Here is a 21,689-nt window from a genome sequence, read left to right as displayed (position 1 = left end):
TGGCCCCGGCCGGGCCCCCCCCCCCCCCCCCCACCTTTGGGGGGGCCGGGCACCGCGCGCGAGGACGGACCACGACCCGCAGTCGGCGACGGCGAGCAACCCGGCAGACGCATCCCCGAAAAGGACTGAGGCCCGGCTCCCCGTAAGGGAAGCCGGGCCTCAGTCACCGTTCAAGCGAGCGCAGCGGTCAGTGGGAGTGACCGTGACCGTGGCTGTGGCCCGCGTCGGCCTCTTCCTCGGCCGGCTTCTCGACGACCAGGGTCTCGGTCGTGAGGAGCAGGGAGGCGATGGACGCGGCGTTCTCCAGGGCGGAGCGGGTGACCTTGACCGGGTCGATGACGCCGGCCTTGACCAGGTCGCCGTACTCGCCGGTCGCGGCGTTGAAGCCGAAGCCCTTTTCGAGCTCGGCGACCTTCGAGGTGATGACGTAGCCCTCAAGGCCGGCGTTCTCGGCGATCCAGCGCAGCGGCTCGACGGCGGCGCGGCGGACGACGGCGACACCGGTGGCCTCGTCGCCCTCCTTGCCGAGGTTGCCATCGAGGACCTTGACGGCGTGCACCAGGGCGGAGCCACCACCGGAGACGATGCCCTCCTCGACCGCGGCGCGGGTCGCGGAGATGGCGTCCTCCAGACGGTGCTTCTTCTCCTTCAGCTCCACCTCGGTGGCGGCGCCGACCTTGATGACGCACACGCCGCCGGCGAGCTTCGCGAGGCGCTCCTGGAGCTTCTCGCGGTCCCAGTCGGAGTCCGTGGCCTCGATCTCGGCCTTGATCTGGGCGACGCGGGCGTCGGCGTCGGCCTTGTTGCCGCCGCCGTCGACGATCGTGGTGTCGTCCTTGGTGATGGTGACGCGGCGGGCGGTGCCGAGCACGTCCAGGCCGACCTGGTCGAGCTTGAGGCCGACCTCCTCGGCGATGACGGTGGCACCGGTGAGGGTGGCCATGTCGCCGAGCATCGCCTTGCGGCGGTCGCCGAAGCCGGGGGCCTTCACCGCGACGGCGTTGAAGGTGCCGCGGATCTTGTTCACGACCAGGGTCGACAGGGCCTCGCCCTCGACGTCCTCGGCGATGATCAGGAGCGGCTTCGAGGAGTTGGCCTGGATGACCTTCTCAAGCAGCGGCAGGAGGTCCTGGATCGACGAGATCTTGCCCTGGTGGATCAGGATGTACGGGTCGTCGAGGACGGCCTCCATACGCTCCTGGTCGGACACCATGTACGGCGACAGGTAGCCCTTGTCGAAGGCCATGCCCTCGGTGAAGTCGAGCTCCAGGCCGAAGGTGTTGGACTCCTCGACGGTGATGACACCGTCCTTGCCGACCTTGTCCATCGCCTCGGCGATGAGCTCGCCGACCTGCGGGTCCTGGGCCGACAGACCGGCGACGGCCGCGATGTCGGCCTTGTCGTCGATCGGACGGGCGGTGGCGAGGAGCTCCTCGGAGACGGCCGCGACGGCGGCGTCGATGCCCTTCTTCAGGGCGGCCGGGGAGGCGCCGGCGGCGACGTTGCGCAGGCCTTCCTTGACCAGGGCCTGGGCGAGCACGGTGGCGGTGGTGGTGCCGTCACCCGCGATGTCGTTGGTCTTGGTCGCCACCTCCTTCACCAGCTGGGCGCCGAGGTTCTCGTACGGGTCGTCGACCTCTACCTCGCGGGCGATGGTCACGCCGTCGTTGGTGATGGTCGGGGCGCCGAACTTCTTGTCGATGACGACGTTGCGGCCGCGGGGGCCGATCGTCACCTTGACCGTGTCGGCAAGCTTGTTGACGCCGCGCTCAAGGGCGCGACGGGCGTCCTCGTCGAACTTCAGGATCTTCGCCATGGGAGCGATTCAGCCCTCTCGAAAACTCGGTTGTAACGAACTACGCCCCTCGCCGCCCGGCAATCAGCGGGGTGACCAGGGGCGCAGCTCAGAAAGCAAATCTGCTGGGTGAATTACTTCTCGACGATCGCGAGCACGTCGCGGGCCGAGAGGACGAGGTACTCGTCACCGTTGTACTTCACCTCGGTGCCGCCGTACTTGCTGTACAGCACGACATCGCCGACCTTCACGTCGAGCGGCAGGCGCTCGCCGTTCTCGAAGCGGCCCGGGCCCACGGCGAGGACGGCGCCCTCCTGGGGCTTCTCCTTCGCGGTGTCCGGAATGACCAGGCCGGAGGCCGTGGTCTGCTCGGCGTCGAGCGGCTGGACCACAATGCGGTCCTCAAGCGGCTTGATGGCAACCTTGGAGCTGGCGGTCGTCACGATCCGGTCTCCCCCTTCGGAGATCTCACGGGGTTAAGAGTCTGAGGTGTGGCGACCAGGTGGATCCGTCGTCGCGGGTGCCGGACCTGCCCGTCGCTGTTGGCACTCTCCAGTGGGGAGTGCCAGAAGCGAGACTAGGACGCGGGTTAGCACTCGGTCAAGCGGAGTGCCAATCGGCTGCGCCGGGCTTCAGCGGAGTGGGGGTTCGGGCACCCCTTCGGGGCAACGGGTTGCGGTTGTCCGGGGTTCCCCCTCGGCGACACGGGGACGCTTCGATTCCTGTGGACCGGCGACGGGGGCTGTGCCCACCCGTTCCTCCCCCAGTGCCTCAAAGGCCTGGGGGGACCCCCAGCGGAACGCCTGCCCACAGCGGTGGGCGTCCGGCCCTCCCGTGGCCGTGGGCTTGCGCGAGGGGAGCTTTTCCGCTGCCTTTCTGCCCAGGCGTTCGATCGGGTCCACCGATTCCGCGCAGCCCGTGAGCAGTGCGGGCGCGAGTGCTCCGCACAGGAGGGCCCCGGCGAGGAGGCGGCGGCGTGCTCGCGCCCGCGGGGTCACAGGTAGTCCTCCAGCCTGGCCACCGCGTACCCCTTGTTGGTGACGGTCTTCATGACCCGGCGGACCATGTCGGGCATGGTGCCCTTCCAGTCCTCACGGCCCCGGAAATGCGTGAGGATGATGTCGCCGGGGTGCAGGTCCTTGTCCCACTCGCGCCACTCCATGTGGTCGGCGAAGGCCTCCGACGCCCAGAGGGGCACCGCCTTGATGCCGCAGGACTTGGCGGCGCGCAGGGTGTCCACGTTGTAGTTGCCGTACGGCGGGCGGAAGAGTTCGGGGCGTTTGCCGTAGCGCTTCCGGATGGTGTCCTGCATGCCGCAGATCTCGCGGCGCTGCTCCTCGTACGAAAGTCCGGGCATGTAGGGGTGGTTGAGGGTGTGGTTGTTCAGGACGACGCCGCGGGACTGCATCTTCTTGAAGTAGGCGTAGTCCTCCTTGACGAGGTAGTCGCTGAGGAACGCGGTGTACGGGATCCGCAGGTCGCTCATCATCCTCAGCAGCGCGGGGTCCTTCTCGGCGCCGTCGTCGATGGTCAGGAAGACGACCTTCTGCTTGGTGGGGATGGTCGTGAAGACCGGCGGCAGGCTCTTCTGCCCCTCGACCTCGAAGCCCTTGCGGGTGGTGATCCGCGGCTTGGTCCTGGGCGGCGCGGGTGCCGGGAGCGGGGTCTTGGCCAGGCCCCAGCGCTTGGCCGCCGCGGCCCGTGCCAACTGGACGGTGGCGAGTTTCCTGGCGTAGGAGTCGAGGGCGCGGGCGGGCGGGGCCTTGAGCGGCTGCTGGCCGTGGGCGGGTCGCACGCCGTCGGAGCCGTCTCCGGAGACGCAGCCCGAGGCGATCGCCGCGACGGACAGGGCGGCCACCAGGGCACGCGCCTGATTCTTCCGTCTTCTGGCGGATTCTTCCTTTTGTCGTACTAGTTGCATGGCGCCGGATCCTCCCAGCTCACGGCCGTAGCGAGGGTTCGACACCGCCACCGGCCGCGCACCATCCACCGACTGGCCCACAATGGGGCGGGTGAACGACCCGAACACGCCGAGCGGCCACGAGACCGACCTCGGCGACCCCCTCGCCGCCTTCGCCGCCCTGCGCACCGATGAGGGCCTGGCCCTGCTCGACGAGGTGCGGGACGTCGAGCCCGCGCAGGAGCTCGCCGCCGCCACCCGGCTGCGCCGCACGCACCCGGCGCCCCTGGTCTCCGCCGCCATCGCGCAGGCACGGCTGCGCCGCCGGGCCGCGGCGAAGTTCGGCGCCGGGGACGCGGCCCGGATGTTCTTCACGCCGAACGGCGTCGAGCAGTCCACGCGCGCCTCCGTCGCCGCCCACCGCGCCACGAGCTTCCGGGCGCTCGGCGTCCGTTCACTCGCCGATCTCTGCTGCGGCATCGGCGGCGACGCCATCGCCCTCGCGCGGGCCGGGATCTCCGTGCTCGCCGTCGACCGGGACTCTCTGACCTGCGCGGTCGCCCGCGCCAACGCCGAGGCGCTCGGCCTCGCCGACCTCATCGAGGTCCGGGAGGCCGATGTCACCGAGGTGGACACGTCCGCGTACGACGCCGTGTTCGTGGACCCGGCACGGCGGGGCGGGCGCGGCCGGATCTTCGACCCCGAGGCCTACTCCCCGCCCCTGTCCTGGGCGGTCGGCGCCGCGCTCAAGGCGCCGCTCGCCGCGCTGAAGATCGCGCCCGGCATCCCGCACGACGCGATCCCGGCCGAGGCCGGCGCCGAGTGGATCTCGGACGGCGGCGACGTGAAGGAGGCCGTCCTGTGGTTCGGCACGGACACGCCCGCCTCGCACCGCGCGACGCTCCTGCCCGGCGGCGCCTCCCTGTGGAGCTCGCTCGCCGAGATGCTGCCGGACCCGGAGGTGCGCCCCGTCGGGCGTTACCTGTACGAGCCGGACGGCGCCGTCATCCGCGCGCACCTGGTCGCCGAGGTCGCCGCGCGGGTCGAGGGCGGCCTCATCGACGAGACCATCGCGTACGTCACCTCCGACGCCCTGCACGACACCCCGTACGCCACCGCGTACGAGATCACCGACCGGCTGCCCTTCAACGTGAAGAAGCTGAAGGCGCTGCTGCGGGAGCGCGGGGTCGGCATCCTCACCGTCAAGAAGCGCGGCTCAGCCGTCGAGCCGGAGGAACTGCGGCGCAAAGTGAAGCCGCAGGGGAAGAACGCGGCGACGGTCTTCCTGACGCGCGTCGCGGGCGCCCCGACCATGCTGATCGGCCACCCGGTCACCGGGTAACGCCCTAGCAGCCGGCCGCCCGCTCCAGCAGCAGTTCGCGTTCCCGCATGTTCCGTGCCAGTGACGCCGCCCGCTCGAACTCCGCGCGGGCCTCCGCCCTCCGGCCGAGCCGGGCGAGGAGGTCGCCGCGCACGCTGGGCAGCAGGTGGTAGTCGCGCAGCGCGGATTCGGCGGCGAGCGCGTCGACCAGGACCAGGCCGGCCTCCGTGCCCTGGGCCATCGCGACCGCGACCGCCCGGTTCAGTTCGACCACCGGGGACGGGGCGCGGGCGGCGAGCAGGCCGTAGAGGACGGCGATCTGCTGCCAGTCGGTGTCCTCGTACGTGTGCGCGTGCGCGTGGCAGGCGGCGATCGCGGCCTGGAGGGCGTACGGGCCGAGGCCTCCGGCGGGCGAGGCCGCCATGCTCTGCGCCCGGGCGAGCGCCGCGAAACCGCGCCGGATCAGCAGCTGGTTCCAGCGGGTGCGGTTCTGGTCCTTGAGCAGCACGGGCTCGCCCGACGGTCCCGTGCGCGCCGCCGTGCGCGAGGCCTGCAGCTCCAACAGCGCGGCCAGACCGTGGACTTCGGACTCCTCGGGCATCAGGGCGGCGAGCACCCGGGCGAGGCGCAGCGCGTCCTCGCACAGGGCGGGGCGCAGCAGGTCGTCCCCGGCCGTGGCGGCGTACCCCTCGTTGAAGATCAGGTAGATGACTTCGAGGACCGAGCCGAGGCGGGCGTCGCGGTCCGGGCCGCAGGGAACCTCGAAGTCGATGCCGCCGGCGGCGAGGGCGCGCTTGGCGCGCACGATCCGCTGCGCCACGGTCGACTCGGAGGCGAGCACGGCGCGGGCGATCTCCCCGGTGGTCAGGCCGCCGAGGAGGCGCAGCGTGAGCGCCACGCGGGACTCGGCGGAGAGCACCGGGTGGCAGGCCGTGAAGATGAGGCGCAGCAGGTCGTCGTCGATGGCGTCGGGGTCGGGCGGCTCGTCCACGTGGGGCGGGGCGGCCTCCAGGTCGCGGCCGACCTCCGCCAGCTTGCGGGCGTACCGCTCGCGGCGGCGCACCAGGTCGACGGCGCGGTGCTTGGCGGTGGCCATGAGCCAGGCGCCCGGGTTGTCGGGGACGCCCTGCTCGGGCCACTGTTCCAACGCCGCCACCAGGGCGTCCTGCGCCAGCTCCTCGGCGATGCCGACGTCCCGTACGATCCGCGCGACACCGGCGATGACGCGCGGCGACTCCATGCGGAAGACGGTCTCGATGACCTGGCGGGGGTGCTCCGGCGGATGGCTCACGGCCATCCATCAGAGCATCCCCGCACGAGACCCGCAAAGGCGCGCGCCGGTCCGGGCCGGCGGCTCACGGCCGTCGGCCCGCGGCTCTCAGCCCTCGATCTCCCGGACCTCCGCCGTGATCGTCCAGTGGTCCTCGTGGGTCTTGAGGAACCGCTTGGTCCATTCGACCGCCTCGGCCATGTCCTTGGCCTGGCAGACCGAGTAGCCGCCGATGACCTCCTTGGTCTCGGTGAAGGGGCCGTCGGTGGTGGACAGTTCACCCTTGTCCCAGGTCACCCGGGTGCCTTCCGAGGTCGGCCGGAGGCCCGCGGTGTCGAGCATGACCCCGGCCCTGGTGATCTCTTCGAGCAGCGCGCCCATCCGCTCCTGCAGCTCGGGGCTCGGGCCGCCCTCGGGCACGTTGTTCTCGTCGATGCGGATCAGCGTGAGGTAGCGCGGCATGGTGGTCTCCCATCGGGTGGTGGCGGGGCTTCTCCTCGCCTCTCACCCCTGCGTCGAACGGGAGGCGCCCGTTTCGACATCGTCGCCGAGGTTTTTCGGAGTTTCTTCCTGTGCGAGGCTCCCCCGCATGCCCTTCGACCACAACGACCACTACCACCGGCTGCTCCTGCGGCACCTGCCGCCGACGGGGTCGCGGAAGGGCTCGACGGGCGGCCGCACCGCTCTCGACATCGGCTGCGGCACCGGCCGCTTCGCCCGCGCCCTCGCGGCCCGCGGCTACGAGGTCGACGCGCTGGACCCGTCGGCGGAGGTCATCGCCGAGGCGAAGGCCACGGGCGGCGGCCCGCGCTTCCGCCGGGCCGACGTGACGAAGGAGGCCCTCCCCGCAGCCCACTACGACGCCGTCACCTGCCTGGCGAGCCTGCACCACATGCCGTTCGCCACGGTCACGCGCCTGCGCGACGCGCTCGCCCCGGGCGGCACCCTGCTCGTCCTCGGCTGCTACGCCGGGACGACCTGGTGGGACCTCGTGGCGTCCCCCGCCAACGCGGTGGCCCGGGTGACGGTGTACGCGGCCGAACGGCTGCGCGGCGCGTACGAGCCCCCGCTCAGGGCTCCCGTGCGGCAGCCGGACATGCGTCTCCCCGAGATCCGCGCCGAGGCGGCCCGCCTCCTGCCCGGCAGCAGCGTGCGCCGGCTGCTTTTCTGGCGCTACCTGCTGACGTACAGGAGGCCCACGGGGAACTGACTAGGCCCCGTCAGTGCAGACCGACTCGAAGCGCCACCGGTGCACCGCCCGCGTCACCAGGCCTTCGGCGGGCTCCGGCAGTTCGGGCAGGTCCGTGTCGAGCGTGGCGTCCCACCAGGTGATGACGAGCACCCGGTCCTGCGGCGCGCGGAAGGTCTCGCGGCGGAGCGGGGTGCCGTCGAGCTCCTGGGCCCGCGCCCACGCGAGCAGCTCCGCTCCGCGCCCCTCGACGGCCCGGGCCTCCCACATCAGGGCGACGCTCACGAGTACAGGTTCTCCTTGCTCACCTCGTGCACGTGGTCGTGCGAGTGCGTGTGCGTGTGGCCCGGCACGTGCGGCTCGGTCACCGGGAGCGACGAGTCCGCCGAGAGGTCCCAGGCCGAGGCGGCCCGGTTGCGGGCCACCATCTCGGCGCCGAGGGCAGCGACCATCGCGCCGTTGTCCGTGCACAGCTTGGGGCGCGGCACGCGCAGCCGGATCCCGGCCTTCTCGCACCGCTCCTGCGCCAGCGCCCGCAGCCGCGAGTTGGCCGCCACGCCGCCGCCGATCATGAGGTGGTCGACGCCCTCGTCCTTGCAGGCCCGCACGGCCTTGCGGGTCAGCACGTCGACGACGGCCTCCTGGAAGGACGCCGACACGTCCCGCACCGGCACCTCCTCGCCCGCGGCCCGCTTCGCCTCGATCCAGCGGGCGACGGACGTCTTCAGGCCGGAGAAGGAGAAGTCGTAGGCGGGGTCGCGCGGGCCGGTCAGACCGCGCGGGAAGGCGATCGCCTCGGGGTCGCCCTCGCGCGCGTACCGGTCGATGACGGGGCCGCCGGGGAAGCCGAGGTTCAGCACCCGCGCGATCTTGTCGAAGGCCTCGCCCGCCGCGTCGTCGATGGTCGACCCGAGCGGCCGCACGTCCGAGGTGATGTCGGCGGACAGCAGCAGCGACGAGTGGCCGCCGGACACCAGGAGCGCCATGGTGGGCTCGGGCAGCGGCCCGTGCTCCAGCTGGTCGACGCAGATGTGCGAGGCGAGGTGGTTGACGCCGTAGAGCGGCTTGCCGAGGGCGTACGCGTACGCCTTGGCGGCGGAGACGCCGACGAGCAGCGCGCCCGCCAGGCCGGGGCCCGCGGTGACCGCGATGCCGTCGAGGTCCTTCGCGCTCACCCCCGCTTCCTTCAGGGCGCGCTCGATGGTGGGCACCATCGCTTCGAGGTGGGCGCGGGAGGCCACCTCGGGCACGACACCGCCGAAGCGTGCGTGCTCGTCGACGCTGGAGGCGACGGCGTCCGCGAGCAGCGTGGTGCCGCGGACGATGCCGACGCCGGTCTCGTCGCAGGAGGTCTCGATGCCGAGGACGAGGGGTTCGTCGCGCGAGTCAGCCATGAATCTCGGTTCCTTGTACGCCTGATGCGGGGGTGGAGGGATCGGTGCGGCGCATGACCAGGGCGTCCACGTTGCCGGGCTGGTAGTAGCCGCGCCGGAAGCCGATGGGCTCGAAGCCGAAGCGCTCGTACAGCTTCTGCGCCCGGGTGTTGTCGACGCGCACTTCCAGCATCACTTCGGGGCACTCGAAGGCGGTCGCGGCCTGGAGCAGGTCGGTGAGGAGCCGGGCGCCGAGCCCGGTGCCCCAGTGGTCGCGGGCGACGGCGATGGTCTGGACGTCGGCGAGGTCGCCGGAGGCGGCGAGTCCCGCGTACCCGACGAGGCGGTCGCCGGCCACGGCCACCACGTAGCGGCGGGTGGCGAGCGGCCCGCGCGAGTGGGCGAGCTCGGACCAGAACATGCCGCGCGACCAGGCGTCGTCCGGAAAGAGCTCCTTCTCCAGGACGAACACCGCGTCGATGTCCCACCAGCGCATCTCACGCAGCACGGCGGGCTCGGTCACCTGCGTCGCCCGGGTCACTTGGGGGTGACCACCTTGTAGTTCTTGGGCACCTGCGCGTCGGGCCTGCGCAGGTACAGCGGCCGGGGCTCCATGAGCTCCTCGCCCGCCGCGAGCCTCTCGGCGGCCAGCGACGCGAGGGCGCCCGCCGACACGTGCTCGGGGGCGCGCGCGTCGGGGAACGTGTCGGGGTAGAGCAGCGCGCCCGCGCCGACGGCGGGCAGGCCCTCGACCTCGGCGGCGATGTCGGCGGGCCGGTCGACGGCGGCGTCACTCGCACGAGTGCGTACGTCGTCGTAGCGGGCCCAGTAGACCTCCTTGCGCCGGGCGTCGGTGGCCACCACGAAGGGGCCGCCTTCGATCCCGGAGGCGTAGGCGAGGCCGTCCAGCGTGCACACCCCGTGCACGGGGACGCCGAGCGCGAGGCCGAACGTGTCGGCGGTCATCAGGCCGACGCGGAGGCCGGTGTAGGGGCCGGGGCCCACGCCGACGACGATGGCGGTGACGGCGTCGAGCCCCAGGCCTGCGTCGGCGAGCACGCGGTCGACGGCCGGCAGGAGCAGTTCTCCATGGCGCCGGGCGTCGACCTGGCTCGACTCCGCGATGACGGAGGAGCCGTCGTGGAGGGCGACGGTGACGGCGGGCGTTGCGGTATCCAGAGCGAGCAAGAGCACGCGAACAGCCTACGGCTCCGGCGCCCGGCGCACGGCCGACCCGGGATGCGGGGTGCCTGCTGCTACCGTCACTCCGTAGCCGTACGCAGTACGAAGAGGTGGGTGGCGCAAGGTGTCAAGGAGCAGCTCGGGATTCGTGGCCGGGCTCACCGCCGCTGCGCTCGCCGCGGTCGGCTTCCTCGCCTATCAGGCCTCGGCCAGCGCCCCGGACGGCCTGGGGAAGCCCGACGCGTCCCCCTCCGTCTCGGCCTCACGGGCCCCCAAGGACAAGAAGAACCCCGCGGTGCTGCCCCCGCAGTCGGGCACCGGGGAGCGGGTCGTCTACTCCCTGGAGGACGACCGGGTCTGGCTCGTCGAGGCGTCCGGCAAGGTGAAGCTCACCTTCGAGGTGACCCCGGGCACGGTCGACCCGACCCCGGGGACGTACGCCGTCACGTCCCGCACGGGTCGTGTCACCGGTACGGACGGCGCGCCGATCGAGCACGTCGTGATCTTCACGAGCAGCCAGGGCGTCGCGGTCGGCTTCAGCGCGGCCGTCGACGGCTCGACGCCGAAGCCGGACCCGTCGAAGAAGACCGGCGGCATCCGACAGTCGCGTGCGCACGGCAACGCGATGTGGGAGTTCGCGCTGCGCGAGAAGAAGGTCGTCGTCGTTCCCTGATCAGCGGGGCCGACGCCGCCGCTCCACGGGGACGCCCCCGGCGGGTTCCGGGTCGCGCGGCGGCGTGGAGACGGCGCTCGCGGCGGCGCACGACGCGAGCAGGGCACTCATCGAGAAGTTCGAGACGTTCGTCGAGCAGCCCGAGGCGTTCGACGGGTTCACCGCGGCCGACGGTCCCGGCAGCCTCTTCGCGCGCGGCTGAGCGTGTGCGTCATGTTCTGAAGCCGACATGGATGCCTCCTGGGGGCTCCGGGGGCAGACGAAGTTAGGTAGACCTAACCAGCACCGGTATCCATGTGACCACGCCCGACGCACGCAGCGCAACATTTTCCCGACGTCTTGTCGGAACGTTCGGTCGAACGTACGAGAAAGCCCCGGGCGACCGGCCCGGGGCTGAGGGGTTCGTGGGGGGTCAGGCGCTCAGGGACGCCAGGTCCGCGTCCGCCCACCGCTCGCCGAGCCCGGTGAACGTCACCTCGCGCTCGTCGTCCGTCGTGTCGCCCACAGCGCGGTCGATCACGACGTGCAGCCGGTCCTCCGACAGCTCCTCCACCTTGCCGTCGCCCCACTCCACGACGATCACCGATTCGGGCAGGGAGACGTCGAGGTCCAGGTCCTCCATCTCGTCGAGCCCGCCGCCCAGGCGGTACGCGTCGACGTGCACCAGCGCGGGGCCTTCGCCGAGCGGCGGGTGCACGCGGGCGATGACGAAGGTCGGGGAGGTGACGGCGCCGCGCACGCCGAGGCCCTCACCGAGGCCGCGGGTCAGCGTGGTCTTGCCGGCACCGAGCTCGCCGGTGAGCATGACGAGGTCGCCGGGGCGCAGGAGTTTGGCCAGGCGGCGGCCCAACTCGCCCATCTGTTCGGGGGAGTTGACGTCGATCTTGAGGGTGGCGGCGGGGGCCTGGTGGTGCGGTGCTTCCATACCGCCCACGGTAGCGGCTGAAACCCACCACCCTCAGCCGCCGCCGACCGGGCGGTCCCCGGGACCGCCCCGCGCTCAGCCGCCGTCGGCCAGGCCGGCCTCCGGGACCGCCCCCGCCCGCACCAGCAGATCCGCGAGGCGGTCCATGAGCACCTCCGGGTGCTCCAGCATGACCAGGTGCCCGGCGTCCGGGACGAGGACCAGCTCGGCGTCCGGCAGCCGCTGCGCGATCGCCTCGCTGTGCTCGCTCGGCGTGACCAGGTCCTTGTCCCCGGCCAGCACGAGCACCGGCAGCTCGGCGAAGTGCTTGAGCGCCTCCGCCTTGTCGTGCTCGGCGAACGCCGGATAGAACTCCGCGACCACGTCGATCGGCGTCGACTCGATCATCCGCTCCGCGAACCGCGCGATGGCCGGGTCCACGTCCCTGCGCGAGAACGAGTAGCGCTTGATGACGCCCGCGAACAGGTCCGCGGTGGCCCGCCGCCCCCGCTCCACCAGCTCGGCCTGCGAACCCATCGCCCGAAGGAGACCGGGCAGCACCCGCCGCACCGCGTTCATCCCGGCCACCGGAAGCCCGAAGTTCACCTGCCCGAGCTGTCCCGACGACGTACCGACCAGGGCGACGCCCGCCACGCGCTCGCGGATCAGCTCCGGGAACTGGTCGGCGAGGGCCATGGTCGTCATGCCGCCCATGGAGTGCCCGACGAGGACGAGCGGCCCCTCGGGCGCGGCGGCGTCGATGACGGCCTTCAGGTCACGCCCGAGCTGGTCGATGGAGACCGGCACGCCGTGCTCCAGCTGGTCGACGCCGCGCCCCGACCTGGCGTGGCTGCGCTGGTCCCAGTAGACGGCGCGGACGACGCCGCGCAGGGCGGCCCGCTGGAAGTGCCAGGAGTCCTGGTTCAGGCAGTAGCCGTGACTGAAGACGACGGTGACGGGCGCGGGGGCCCGGCGGCCGAAGAGCCTGCGCCGCCGCGGGTCCTCGCCGCCGTCGTCCTCGACCTCCTCGACCTCGTACGAGAGCTCCGTGCCGTCGTCCGCGTACGCCGTGCCGGGCATGCCGCGCAGCGAGCCGTACGGCCCCGCCGCGTCGAGCGCGAGGCGTGCCTTCTTGCGCATGCCGCGGCCGACGGTCAGCCGCTCTATGGCGACACCGGCGGCCGCACCCGCGGCGATCACGCCTATCGCGGCGCCCGCCACCCCGGCCCGGCGCCAGTTACCGGCCGCGGCGGCGACCTCCGTCACCGCTTCCGCCGCGGCCGCCCCCGTGCTGCTCTCGCTCACGTGCCGCTCCTCGTCAGTTCCCGGTGTCGTCAGGCCGCTCGTTCAGGTGGACGCGCGGGACGCGCGATCCGATGCGGGTGACGATCTCGTACGCGATGGTGCCCGCGGCCTGCGCCCAGTCCTCGGCGGTCGGCTCGCCCCGGTCGCCGGGCCCGAACAGCACCGCTTCCGCGCCCACTTCGGGCTCGTCCCCGCCGAGGTCCACCACGAACTGGTCCATCGCGATCCGGCCCGCGGCCGTCCGCAGCTTGCCGTCGACGAGCACCGGGCCCGTGCCGGACGCGTGCCGCGGGATCCCGTCGCCGTACCCCGCGGGGACGAGGCCGAGGGTCGTCTCGCCGGGGGTGACGTAGTGATGGCCGTAGCTCACGCCGTGGCCGGCCGGGGCGTGCTTCACATGGGCGAGCGAGGCGGTGAGCGTCATGACGGGCCGCAGCCCGAAGTCCTCGGGGGCGCCGACCTCGGGGCTCGGCGAGACGCCGTACGTCGCGATGCCGGGCCGTACGAGATCGAAGTGCGACTCCGGAAGCGTCAGCATGCCCGGCGAGTTGGCGATGTGCCGCACCTCGGGCCGTACGCCCATGTCCTCGGCCTGCGCCACCATGTCGCGGAAGACCGTGAGCTGGCCGGCGATCGACGGGTGCCCCGGCTCGTCGGCGCACGCGAAGTGCGACCACAGCCCGGTGACCTTCACCAGCCCCTCGGCCTCGGCGCGCAGGGCCCGGCCGACGAGCTCGGGCCAGTCGGCCGGCATGCAGCCGTTCCGCCCGAGGCCGGTGTCGGCCTTCAGCTGGATACGCGCGGTCCGGCCCGCCGCGCGGGCGGCGGCCGTCACCTCGTCCAGCGCCCACAGGGCGCTCACCGACATGTCCAGATCGGCTTCGACGCCCTCGCGCCAGGGCCCGCCCGGCGTCCACAGCCAGCACATGATCCGCCCCGGCACGCCCGCGGCGCGCAGCGCCAGGGCCTCCTCGGGTGTCGCGGTGCCTATCCAGGTGGCGCCGGCCTGGCGGGCGGCCTTGGCACAGGGCACCATTCCGTGGCCGTACGCGTCGGCCTTCACCACGGCCATGAACGCGGCGCCCGGCGCGTGGGCGCGCAGCGCGCGCACATTGGCGCGGAGGGCGGCGAGGTCGATCTCGGCGCGGACGCGGAAAGGGGCTGTCTCGTTCATCGCGGACAAGTGTCTCAGAGCCCGCGGACAGCCCCCGCTCCCACCGGTTCGGAACGCCCCACAAGCAGCGCGCCCTTCCGCCCTGGACCGACGCGGCTCCCACCCGGGACCCGACGCGGCTACGCCCTCCCGACCTCCCGCCACACGGCGGGGATCGCCTCGGCCACGTCCTGCGCGGCCACGGGAGCGCCGTCCGCCGCGTGCCGCCCGGCGAGCCCGTGCAGATACGCGCCGACGGACCCCGCGTCCCGCGCCTCAAGGCCGGCCGCCAGCAGGGACCCGGCGAGCCCGGACAGCACATCGCCGCTGCCCGCGGTGGCGAGCCAGGCCGTCCCGGTCGGATTGACGCGCACGGCCCCGGTCTCCGAGGCCACCAGGGTCGTGGACCCCTTCAACAACACCGTCGCCCCGTACCGCCGCGCCAGCTCCCGTACGGCGGAGAGCCGCCCCGCCTCGACCTCCTCGCGGGCGACACCGAGCAGGGCGGCGGCCTCCCCCGCGTGCGGGGTGAGCAGCGTGGGAGCACGGCGCTCCCGCACCTCCCGCTCCCCGGCGAGCCGCAGCCCGTCGGCGTCGATCAGCACGGGCACATCGGCGGCGAGCACCTCGCCCAGCCGCTCCCCGTCGTCCCCGAGCCCGGGCCCCACGACCCACGCCTGCACGCGCCCGGCCTTCGACGGCGGCCCGGCGGACACCAGGGTCTCGGGGAACCGCGCGAGGACGGCGTCGGCAGCCGGCCCCACGTACCGCACGGCGCCCGCGCCCCCGCGCAAGGCCCCCGCCACGGCGAGCACCGCGGCGCCCGGATACCGGGCGGACCCGGCGACGACCCCCACGACTCCCCGCCGGTACTTGTCGCTCTCCCCACCGGGCACAGGCAGCAGCCGGGCGACGTCCGCGAACTGCAGAGCCTCCAACTCCGCCTCGTCCGCCCCCAGCCCGAGCCCGATGTCCACGAGCCGCACGGCACCGGCGTACTCCCGCCCGGGATCGACCAACAGCCCCGGCTTGTACGCCCCGAAGGTCACCGTCACATCGGCCCGCACCGCGTCCCCGCGCACCTCGCCGGTATCGGCATCGACCCCACTGGGCAGGTCGACGGCGACGACCAGCGCGTCCCGGGCCGCCGCGACGAGCGCCGCGGCACGCTCCCGGAGCCCTCCCCGCCCCCCGATCCCCACGACCCCATCGACCACGATCTTCGCCCCCCTCACCAGCCCCTCGGCCCGAGGATCATCAGCCCCTACAACGGAGCCACCGGCCCTCCGCAGAGCGGCGAGCCCACCGGCGTGAGCCCGCTCCGGGGCGAGCAGCACGGCACTGACCCCGGCCCCTCGCCGCGCCAGCCGGGCCCCGGCGTACAGGGCATCGCCCCCGTTGTCCCCGCTGCCCACCAGCAGCGTGATTCTCGACCCGTACACCCTGCCGAGCAGCTGCGCGCACTCGGCGGCGAGCCCCGCCGCCGCGCGCTGCATCAGCACACCTTCGGGCCCCCGCGCCATCACGGCACGCTCACCCGCCCGAACCCTCTCCACGCCATACGCACTACGCATCCCCCCAGTCTCCCCCGCCCCCACCCCCTCCTCACCTTTACCGTCCCCCCACCGGGGGGCAGGCCACCACCCCCACCGCTTCGCGACGGATACCTCCCACCCACCCACCCGTTCGCCCCGCACCGTCCTGTGGGGGTAGGGGCCGGGGGGGTGGGGTCACCCCCCGGCGCCCCGCGGGGGGGTAGAGGCGGGGGGTCTGCCCGCGACGCCCCGCGGAGGTAGGGGTGGGCGGGTGCGCCGCCCCTACGACGCCCGCGGGGTAGCGGCGGGGCGGGTGGGGGGTGCCCCCTGCGTCCCGCGGGAGTAAGGGCAGGGCGGGTGGGGGTGCTCCTGCGACGCCCTGCGGGAGCAGGACGAGCGGGCGGGTGGGGTCTGGCCCGCGACGCCCCGCAGGAGCAAGGGAGGGACGGACGGGCTCCGCCCCGCAGGAGCAAGGAAGGGGCGGACAGGGTCTGCCCCTGCGACGTACTGCCGGGCTCGCGCACCGCGCGCCCCGCCGGGCCGCAGCCGCAAGCGCGCCGGAGGGGACGTGGGGGTATGTGCGAACGGAGCACCGAGCACACCATGGCGCCTTTGGACTTGAGGCGCGACGCAGGGATAGCGAGTACGCACATACCCCCGCGGCCCCGCCCCACAGACGAACCCCAGGCGCAGACCCCGACCAACGACGACCCGCAGACGCAAACCCCAGCCCACGACAACCGGCAGGCGCAGACCCCCGCCCACAGCGCCCCGCACGCACAGACCCCCGCCCACGACACCCCGCAGACGCAAACCCCAGCCCACGACACCCGGCAGGCGCAGACCCCCGCCCACAGCGCCCCGCACGCACAGACCCCAGCCCACGACACCCCGCACGTACAGACCCCAGCCCACAGCGCCCCCAGGCGACCCCCCGCCCAAGGCGCCCCCGCCAGCCCTCCTACCCCTCAGCCACCACCACCGCAGAAGCAACCCCCGCATCATGGCTCAGCGACACATGCCAAGCCCGAACCCCCAGCGCAGAAGCCCGCTCAGCCACCGTCCCCCGCACCCGCACCCGCGGCTGCCCACTCTCCTCCACGTACACCTCCGCATCCGTCCACCGAAGCCCCGCCGGCGCCCCCAGCGCCTTGGCCAGCGCCTCCTTCGCCGCGAACCGCGCCGCCAGCGAAGCGATCCCCCGCCGCTCGCCGCCCGGCAGCAGCAACTCACTCTCCAAGAACAGCCGGTCCGCCATCCCGGGCGTCCGCTCCAGCGCCGCCCCGAACCGCTCGATCTCGGCCACGTCGATCCCAACCCCAATAATCACGAGAGCACCCTACGGAAGCCGCCCGAGCCCCGCAGGGTGACGCACCCCACCCCGCACCCGCCGCCCCATCCCGTTCAACCAGCCGTAACAATGGACCGTGATCTCTTCGGTCTCTGTGCCCCCGACGGCACCGCGGAGCGCCCACCGGCCCAAGCCGGAGGCGACTCCCTACCTCGACCTGACCCGCACGGAGTGGAGCGCGCTTCGCGAGAAGACGCCTCTCCCCCTCACCGCGGAGGAGGTGGAACGGCTCCGCGGCCTCGGCGACGTCATCGACCTGGACGAGGTCCGCGACATCTACCTCCCGCTCTCCCGCCTCCTGAACCTCTATGTGGGCGCGACGGACGGCCTGCGCGGCGCCCTCAACACGTTCCTGGGCGAGAAGGGGTCCCAGTCAGGCACCCCCTTCGTCATAGGAGTCGCCGGCTCCGTCGCGGTCGGCAAGTCGACCGTCGCCCGCCTCCTCCAGGCCCTGCTCTCCCGCTGGCCGGAACACCCCCGCGTGGAGCGGGTCACGACCGACGGCTTCCTGCTGCCCACCAAGGAGCTGGAGGCCCGCGGCCTGATGTCCCGCAAGGGCTTCCCGGAGTCGTACGACCGCCGCGCGCTCACCCGTTTCGTCGCGGACATCAAGGCAGGCAAGGACGAGGTGACGGCCCCCGTCTACTCGCACCTGATCTACGACATCGTGCCGGACCGGCGTCTCACGGTCCGCCGCCCGGACATCCTCATCGTCGAGGGCCTGAACGTCCTGCAGCCCGCGCTCCCCGGCAAGGACGGCCGCACCCGCGTGGGCCTCGCGGACTATTTCGACTTCAGCGTGTACGTCGACGCCCGCGCCGACGACATCGAGCGCTGGTACCTGAACCGCTTCAAGAAGCTGCGCCAGACGGCGTTCCAGGACCCGTCCTCGTACTTCCGCAAGTACACCCAGGTGTCGGAGGAGGAGGCGCTCGAATACGCCCGCACGACCTGGCGCACGATCAACAAGCTCAACCTCGTCGAGAACGTCGCCCCGACCCGCAGCCGCGCCACGCTCGTCGTCCGCAAGGGCCCTGACCACAAGGTCCAGCGCCTGAGCCTGCGCAAACTCTGAACAGCCGGGCCCCCGACAGCGATCCCCCGCTAACCTGCGCACATGCTGCACCTGCGCCTGATCACCCCGCCCGACAGCACCGACGCCGTGGTCCACCTGATCGAGCGAACGGTCGGCACCACCCACCTCGCGGTGCTCACGGGCGCCGCCCGCAATCCGGCGGGTGACGTCGTCATGTGCGACGTGGCCCGCGAGGCGGGCGACGAGCTGATCGGCGGCCTGCGCGCGCTCGGCATCGACGAGTCGGGGTCGATCGCCGTGGAGAACATCGACCTGTCGCTCTCCCGGCGCGCGGACAGGGCGGAGGACGACGCGCCGGGCGAGGCGGCCGACGCGGTTCTCTGGGAGCAGCTGGCCGACGCGACCCACGAGGAGTCGACGCTCTCGGCCACGTACGTCACGTTCATCACGCTCGCCACGATGATCGCGGCCTGCGGCGTGGTCCTGGACAACGCGATCCTGATCGTGGGCGCGATGGCGGTGGGCCCGGAGTTCGGTCCCTTGGCCGGTGTCTGCACGGCCGTGGCCCAGCGCACGCCCCGCCTCGCCCTGCGCTCACTGGTCGCCCTGCTGGTGGGCTTCGCGGCGGCGATGGTGGTGACGGTCGGGTTCAGCTACTTCATGGACGCGATGGACCTGTTCACGCACGACGCACTGGAGTCGGAGCGCCCGAACACGAACTTCATCTACCGCCCCGACTGGTTCTCGTTCGTGGTGGCGGTCCTCGCGGGCTCGGCGGGCATGCTCTCGCTCACCTCGGCGAAGTCGGGCGCCCTGGTCGGCGTGGCGATCTCCGTGACGACGGTCCCCGCGGCGGCGAACGCGGCGGTCGCCTTCAGCTACTCGGAGTACAAGCAGGCCTGGGGCTCCACCGAGCAGCTCCTCCTGAACCTGCTCGGCATCGTCCTCGCCGGCACGCTCACGCTGCTGATCCAGAAACTCCTCTGGTCCACACAGCGCGAGCGCACCACACAGCGCGAGCGCACCAAGAACGCGTCCCGCTCCTAGCCCAGCGCCGACTTCACCACATCGGCGAGCCGGCCGGCCACGGACCGGGCCTGCTCGATGTCGGCGGCCTCGACCATGACCCGCACCAGCGGCTCGGTCCCGGAGGGGCGCAGCAGCACGCGTCCCGTGGAGCCCAGCTCACGCTCGGCCTCGGTGACGGCGGCGGAGAGCTCCGCGGAGGTCTGCACGCGCGACTTGTCGACGTCGGGCACGTTGATCAGGACCTGCGGGAGCCGCTCCATGACGCTCGCGAGGTCCGCGAGGGACCGTCCCGTCTCGGCGACCCGGGCGGCGAGCAGCAGCCCGGTCAGCGTGCCGTCGCCGGTCGTGGCGTGGTCCAGGACGATGACGTGCCCGGACTGCTCGCCGCCGAGGGCGAAGCCGTGCTCCTTCATCGCCTCAAGGACGTACCGGTCGCCGACGGCGGTCTGGACGAGGGAGAGCCCCTGGCCCTCCATGGCGAGCTTGAAGCCGAGGTTGGACATGACCGTGGCGACAACGGTGTCGTGGCGCAGCGTGCCGTGCTCCCGCATGGCGAGGGCGAGCACGGCGAGGATCTGGTCGCCGTCGACCTCGGCACCCGTGTGGTCCACGGCGAGGCACCGGTCGGCGTCCCCGTCGTGCGCGACGCCGAAGTCGGCCTTGTGCTCGACGACGGCGGCCTTGAGCAGGTCGAGGTGGGTGGATCCGCACCCGTCGTTGATGTTCAGGCCGTCGGGCTGGGCGCCGATCGTGATGACCTCGGCACCGGCGCGGGCGAAGGCCTCGGGCGAGACGCGGGCGGCGGCGCCGTGCGCCTCGTCGAGGACGATCTTCAGTCCGTCGAGGCGGTTGGGGAGGACGCCGATGAGGTGGGCGACGTACTGGTCGAGTCCCTGGTCGTACGCCTTCACGCGGCCGACGGCCGCGCCGGTGGGCCGCTGCCGGGGGGTGCCGGTGCGGCTCACGAACTGCTGGTCGTACTCGGCCTCGATGCGGTCCTCCAGCTCGTCGGCGAGCTTGTGGCCGCCGCGGGCGAAGAACTTGATGCCGTTGTCGGGCATGGCGTTGTGGCTGGCGGAGAGCATCACGCCGAGGTCGGCGCCCAGCGCACCGGTGAGATGCGCCACCGCGGGGGTGGGCAGCACACCGACGCGCAGGACGTCCACACCCGCGCTCGCGAGGCCCGCGACCACCGCGGCCTCCAGGAACTCCCCGGACGCGCGCGGGTCACGCCCGACCACCGCCACCGGGCGATGGCCTTCAAAGGTGCCCGCCTCGGCCAGTACGTGCGCCGCCGCCACGGAGAGTCCGAGCGCGAGCTCGGCCGTCAGATCCGCGTTGGCGACACCGCGCACGCCGTCCGTGCCGAAGAGTCGTCCCACTGCTGTCCTCCGAACGTTCAAGAAAAACCGCGAACCCCTGGCAAGGGTGTCCCGGATCAGAGAGTCCCAGAGTCAAGAGGGCCCCCAAACCCCAAGGGTTCCTGAATAGACGAACGCCCCGGCAGCACGGTGAGTGCCGCCGGGGCGAACGAGAAGTACGAGCAGGCAGCGATTAGCGCTTGCTGTACTGCGGAGCCTTGCGGGCCTTCTTGAGACCGGCCTTCTTGCGCTCGACCGCACGGTCGTCACGCTTCAGGTAACCGGCCTTCTTGAGGGCGCCACGGTTGTTGTCGACGTCGGCCTCGTTCAGCGCGCGGGCGACACCGAGACGGAGCGCACCGGCCTGACCGGAGACGCCGCCACCCGAGATGCGGGCGATGACGTCGTAGCGGCCGTCGAGTTCGAGCACCTTGAAGGGCTCGTTGACTTCCTGCTGGTGGACCTTGTTCGGGAAGTAGTCCTCAAGCGTGCGCCCGTTGACCTTCCACTTGCCGGTGCCCGGGACGATCCGGACGCGGGCGATGGCGTTCTTGCGACGGCCCAGGCCGGCGGCCGGCTGCGGGTCGCCGAAGCGCGCGGCGTTCGACTCCGAGGTGTACTCGCCCTCGACGGGCGCCTCGGACTCGGTGGTGTACTGCTCTACGTCGACACCCTCGGTCTCTTCGACCGGCTGCTCAACGGTGGTCTCGGCCACGATTCTCCTCAGATTTCTTTTCGTCTTAGGGGGTGGCCGGAACTACTGCGCGACCTGGGTGATCTCGAACGGGACCGGCTGCTGAGCGCCGTGCGGGTGCTGGTCGCCCGCGTAGACCTTCAGCTTCGAGAGCATCTGACGGCCGAGGGTGTTCTTGGGGAGCATGCCCTTGACGGCCTTCTCGACAGCCTTCTCGGGGCTCTTTTCGAGCAGCTCGTCGTAACGGACGGAACGCAGACCACCCGGGTAGCCGGAGTGGCGGTACGCCATCTTCTGGGTCTTCTTGTTGCCGGAGAGGTGCACCTTCTCCGCGTTGATGATGATGACGAAGTCACCGGTGTCAACGTGGGGGGCGTAGATCGGCTTGTGCTTGCCACGCAGGAGGGTGGCAGCGGTGGTCGCCAGACGACCGAGGACGATGTCCCGGGCGTCGATGACGTGCCACTGGCGGGTCACATCGCCGGGCTTGGGGCTGTACGTACGCACTTAGTAGCCTTCGCTTCTTCAGTGGATGGGGTCCAGACACACGGCACCCAGGAAGCGATCATGCAGCTGGGGCTCACAATGCCGGGGACGCTGCCCGTATGCGAGCCACTG

The 21,689-nt window shown here is 72.3% G+C and carries 23 protein-coding genes; 6 read left to right on the top strand and 17 right to left on the bottom strand.

Annotation, left to right across the window (positions count from 1 at the left end):
- Window positions 1–187: 187 nt before the first annotated feature.
- The 3 genes from groL to AB0H82_RS20165 form a co-directional block, all read right to left on the bottom strand.
- Entirely contained in the window at window positions 188–1,816 is a 1,629-nt protein-coding gene (gene groL, locus AB0H82_RS20175; protein ID WP_362994488.1) for a chaperonin GroEL, read from the bottom strand.
- 113 nt (window positions 1,817–1,929) lie between these two features.
- Window positions 1,930–2,238 (bottom strand): co-chaperone GroES, encoded by a 309-nt coding sequence (gene groES, locus AB0H82_RS20170; RefSeq protein ID WP_006347174.1) that lies wholly within the window; start codon window positions 2,236–2,238, stop codon window positions 1,930–1,932.
- 551 nt (window positions 2,239–2,789) lie between these two features.
- The gene (locus AB0H82_RS20165; RefSeq protein WP_362994485.1) at window positions 2,790–3,716 is read right to left on the bottom strand and encodes a polysaccharide deacetylase family protein; all 927 of its coding nucleotides are present in this window, start codon (window positions 3,714–3,716) and stop codon (window positions 2,790–2,792) included.
- 82 nt (window positions 3,717–3,798) lie between these two features.
- Here AB0H82_RS20165 and AB0H82_RS20160 point away from each other — a divergent pair, with 82 nt between their 5' ends.
- Window positions 3,799–5,037, top strand: coding sequence for a methyltransferase domain-containing protein (locus AB0H82_RS20160; protein WP_362994483.1), 1,239 nt, complete (start codon window positions 3,799–3,801; stop codon window positions 5,035–5,037).
- Between the two features lie 4 nt (window positions 5,038–5,041).
- On the opposite strand, the gene AB0H82_RS20155 is transcribed toward AB0H82_RS20160, so the two are convergent.
- A complete protein-coding gene (locus AB0H82_RS20155; protein ID WP_362994481.1) occupies window positions 5,042–6,313 on the bottom strand; it encodes a sigma-70 family RNA polymerase sigma factor in 1,272 nt (423 codons plus the stop codon).
- Between the two features lie 81 nt (window positions 6,314–6,394).
- Window positions 6,395–6,748, bottom strand: a complete 354-nt coding sequence (locus AB0H82_RS20150) for a YciI family protein (RefSeq protein WP_362994479.1) — start codon at window positions 6,746–6,748, stop codon at window positions 6,395–6,397.
- A 127-nt stretch (window positions 6,749–6,875) separates the two neighbouring features.
- Here AB0H82_RS20150 and AB0H82_RS20145 point away from each other — a divergent pair, with 127 nt between their 5' ends.
- A complete protein-coding gene (locus tag AB0H82_RS20145) occupies window positions 6,876–7,496 on the top strand; it encodes a class I SAM-dependent methyltransferase (RefSeq protein ID WP_362994477.1) in 621 nt (206 codons plus the stop codon).
- On the opposite strand, the gene AB0H82_RS20140 is transcribed toward AB0H82_RS20145, so the two are convergent.
- The 4 genes from AB0H82_RS20140 to tsaB are packed head-to-tail and all read right to left on the bottom strand — an operon-like array spanning window position 7,497 to window position 10,042.
- The gene (locus AB0H82_RS20140; RefSeq protein ID WP_362994475.1) at window positions 7,497–7,760 is read right to left on the bottom strand and encodes a hypothetical protein; all 264 of its coding nucleotides are present in this window, start codon (window positions 7,758–7,760) and stop codon (window positions 7,497–7,499) included.
- Complete coding sequence (tsaD, locus tag AB0H82_RS20135; RefSeq protein WP_362994473.1) at window positions 7,757–8,869, bottom strand: tRNA (adenosine(37)-N6)-threonylcarbamoyltransferase complex transferase subunit TsaD; 1,113 nt, start codon at window positions 8,867–8,869, stop codon at window positions 7,757–7,759. The genes AB0H82_RS20140 and tsaD overlap by 4 nt, the downstream gene beginning before the upstream one ends.
- Entirely contained in the window at window positions 8,862–9,344 is a 483-nt protein-coding gene (gene rimI / locus AB0H82_RS20130) for a ribosomal protein S18-alanine N-acetyltransferase (protein ID WP_362994501.1), read from the bottom strand. Before rimI ends, tsaD begins: the two co-directional genes overlap by 8 nt.
- A gap of 41 nt (window positions 9,345–9,385) precedes the next feature.
- Window positions 9,386–10,042, bottom strand: coding sequence for a tRNA (adenosine(37)-N6)-threonylcarbamoyltransferase complex dimerization subunit type 1 TsaB (gene tsaB / locus AB0H82_RS20125; RefSeq protein ID WP_362994471.1), 657 nt, complete (start codon window positions 10,040–10,042; stop codon window positions 9,386–9,388).
- A gap of 112 nt (window positions 10,043–10,154) precedes the next feature.
- Between tsaB and AB0H82_RS20120 the strand changes: the two genes are divergently transcribed.
- Together AB0H82_RS20120 and AB0H82_RS20115 are read left to right on the top strand one after the other, a co-directional pair.
- Window positions 10,155–10,703 (top strand): hypothetical protein, encoded by a 549-nt coding sequence (locus tag AB0H82_RS20120; RefSeq protein WP_362994469.1) that lies wholly within the window; start codon window positions 10,155–10,157, stop codon window positions 10,701–10,703.
- A gap of 64 nt (window positions 10,704–10,767) precedes the next feature.
- A complete protein-coding gene (locus AB0H82_RS20115) occupies window positions 10,768–10,905 on the top strand; it encodes a hypothetical protein (RefSeq protein WP_362994467.1) in 138 nt (45 codons plus the stop codon).
- A gap of 210 nt (window positions 10,906–11,115) precedes the next feature.
- On the opposite strand, the gene tsaE is transcribed toward AB0H82_RS20115, so the two are convergent.
- The 5 genes from tsaE to AB0H82_RS20090 form a co-directional block, all read right to left on the bottom strand.
- Window positions 11,116–11,628, bottom strand: a complete 513-nt coding sequence (tsaE, locus tag AB0H82_RS20110; RefSeq protein ID WP_362994465.1) for a tRNA (adenosine(37)-N6)-threonylcarbamoyltransferase complex ATPase subunit type 1 TsaE — start codon at window positions 11,626–11,628, stop codon at window positions 11,116–11,118.
- Window positions 11,629–11,703: 75 nt separating this feature from the next.
- Complete coding sequence (locus tag AB0H82_RS20105; RefSeq protein ID WP_362994463.1) at window positions 11,704–12,912, bottom strand: alpha/beta hydrolase; 1,209 nt, start codon at window positions 12,910–12,912, stop codon at window positions 11,704–11,706.
- 13 nt (window positions 12,913–12,925) lie between these two features.
- Window positions 12,926–14,086: an alanine racemase gene (alr, locus tag AB0H82_RS20100; protein WP_362994461.1), complete on the bottom strand. Its 1,161-nt coding sequence runs from the start codon at window positions 14,084–14,086 to the stop codon at window positions 12,926–12,928.
- Between the two features lie 119 nt (window positions 14,087–14,205).
- The gene (locus AB0H82_RS20095; protein WP_362994459.1) at window positions 14,206–15,639 is read right to left on the bottom strand and encodes an NAD(P)H-hydrate dehydratase; all 1,434 of its coding nucleotides are present in this window, start codon (window positions 15,637–15,639) and stop codon (window positions 14,206–14,208) included.
- A 922-nt stretch (window positions 15,640–16,561) separates the two neighbouring features.
- Window positions 16,562–16,930 (bottom strand): holo-ACP synthase, encoded by a 369-nt coding sequence (locus AB0H82_RS20090; protein ID WP_362994457.1) that lies wholly within the window; start codon window positions 16,928–16,930, stop codon window positions 16,562–16,564.
- Window positions 16,931–17,045: 115 nt separating this feature from the next.
- On the opposite strand from AB0H82_RS20090, the gene coaA reads away from it, so the two are divergent.
- Window positions 17,046–18,026, top strand: a complete 981-nt coding sequence (coaA, locus tag AB0H82_RS20085) for a type I pantothenate kinase (protein ID WP_362994499.1) — start codon at window positions 17,046–17,048, stop codon at window positions 18,024–18,026.
- A gap of 42 nt (window positions 18,027–18,068) precedes the next feature.
- Complete coding sequence (locus tag AB0H82_RS20080; RefSeq protein ID WP_362994455.1) at window positions 18,069–19,034, top strand: DUF389 domain-containing protein; 966 nt, start codon at window positions 18,069–18,071, stop codon at window positions 19,032–19,034.
- Here AB0H82_RS20080 and glmM read toward each other — a convergent pair.
- The 3 genes from glmM to rplM all read right to left on the bottom strand — a co-directional run bounded on the left by glmM (window position 19,031) and on the right by rplM (window position 21,578).
- On the bottom strand, window positions 19,031–20,398 hold the full coding sequence (gene glmM, locus AB0H82_RS20075; protein ID WP_362994453.1) for a phosphoglucosamine mutase: 1,368 nt from the start codon (window positions 20,396–20,398) through the stop codon (window positions 19,031–19,033). The genes AB0H82_RS20080 and glmM overlap by 4 nt on opposite strands.
- A gap of 172 nt (window positions 20,399–20,570) precedes the next feature.
- A complete protein-coding gene (rpsI, locus tag AB0H82_RS20070) occupies window positions 20,571–21,092 on the bottom strand; it encodes a 30S ribosomal protein S9 (RefSeq protein ID WP_362994451.1) in 522 nt (173 codons plus the stop codon).
- Between the two features lie 42 nt (window positions 21,093–21,134).
- Window positions 21,135–21,578, bottom strand: coding sequence for a 50S ribosomal protein L13 (gene rplM / locus AB0H82_RS20065; RefSeq protein ID WP_030782512.1), 444 nt, complete (start codon window positions 21,576–21,578; stop codon window positions 21,135–21,137).
- Between the last annotated feature and the right edge of the window lie 111 nt (window positions 21,579–21,689).

It is taken from the genome of Streptomyces sp. NPDC050732 (assembly GCF_040654255.1).
Lineage (GTDB): Bacteria > Actinomycetota > Actinomycetes > Streptomycetales > Streptomycetaceae > Streptomyces.
Note: the sequence above shows the minus strand (reverse complement) of the source record. Positions and strands in the feature narration are given on the sequence as shown.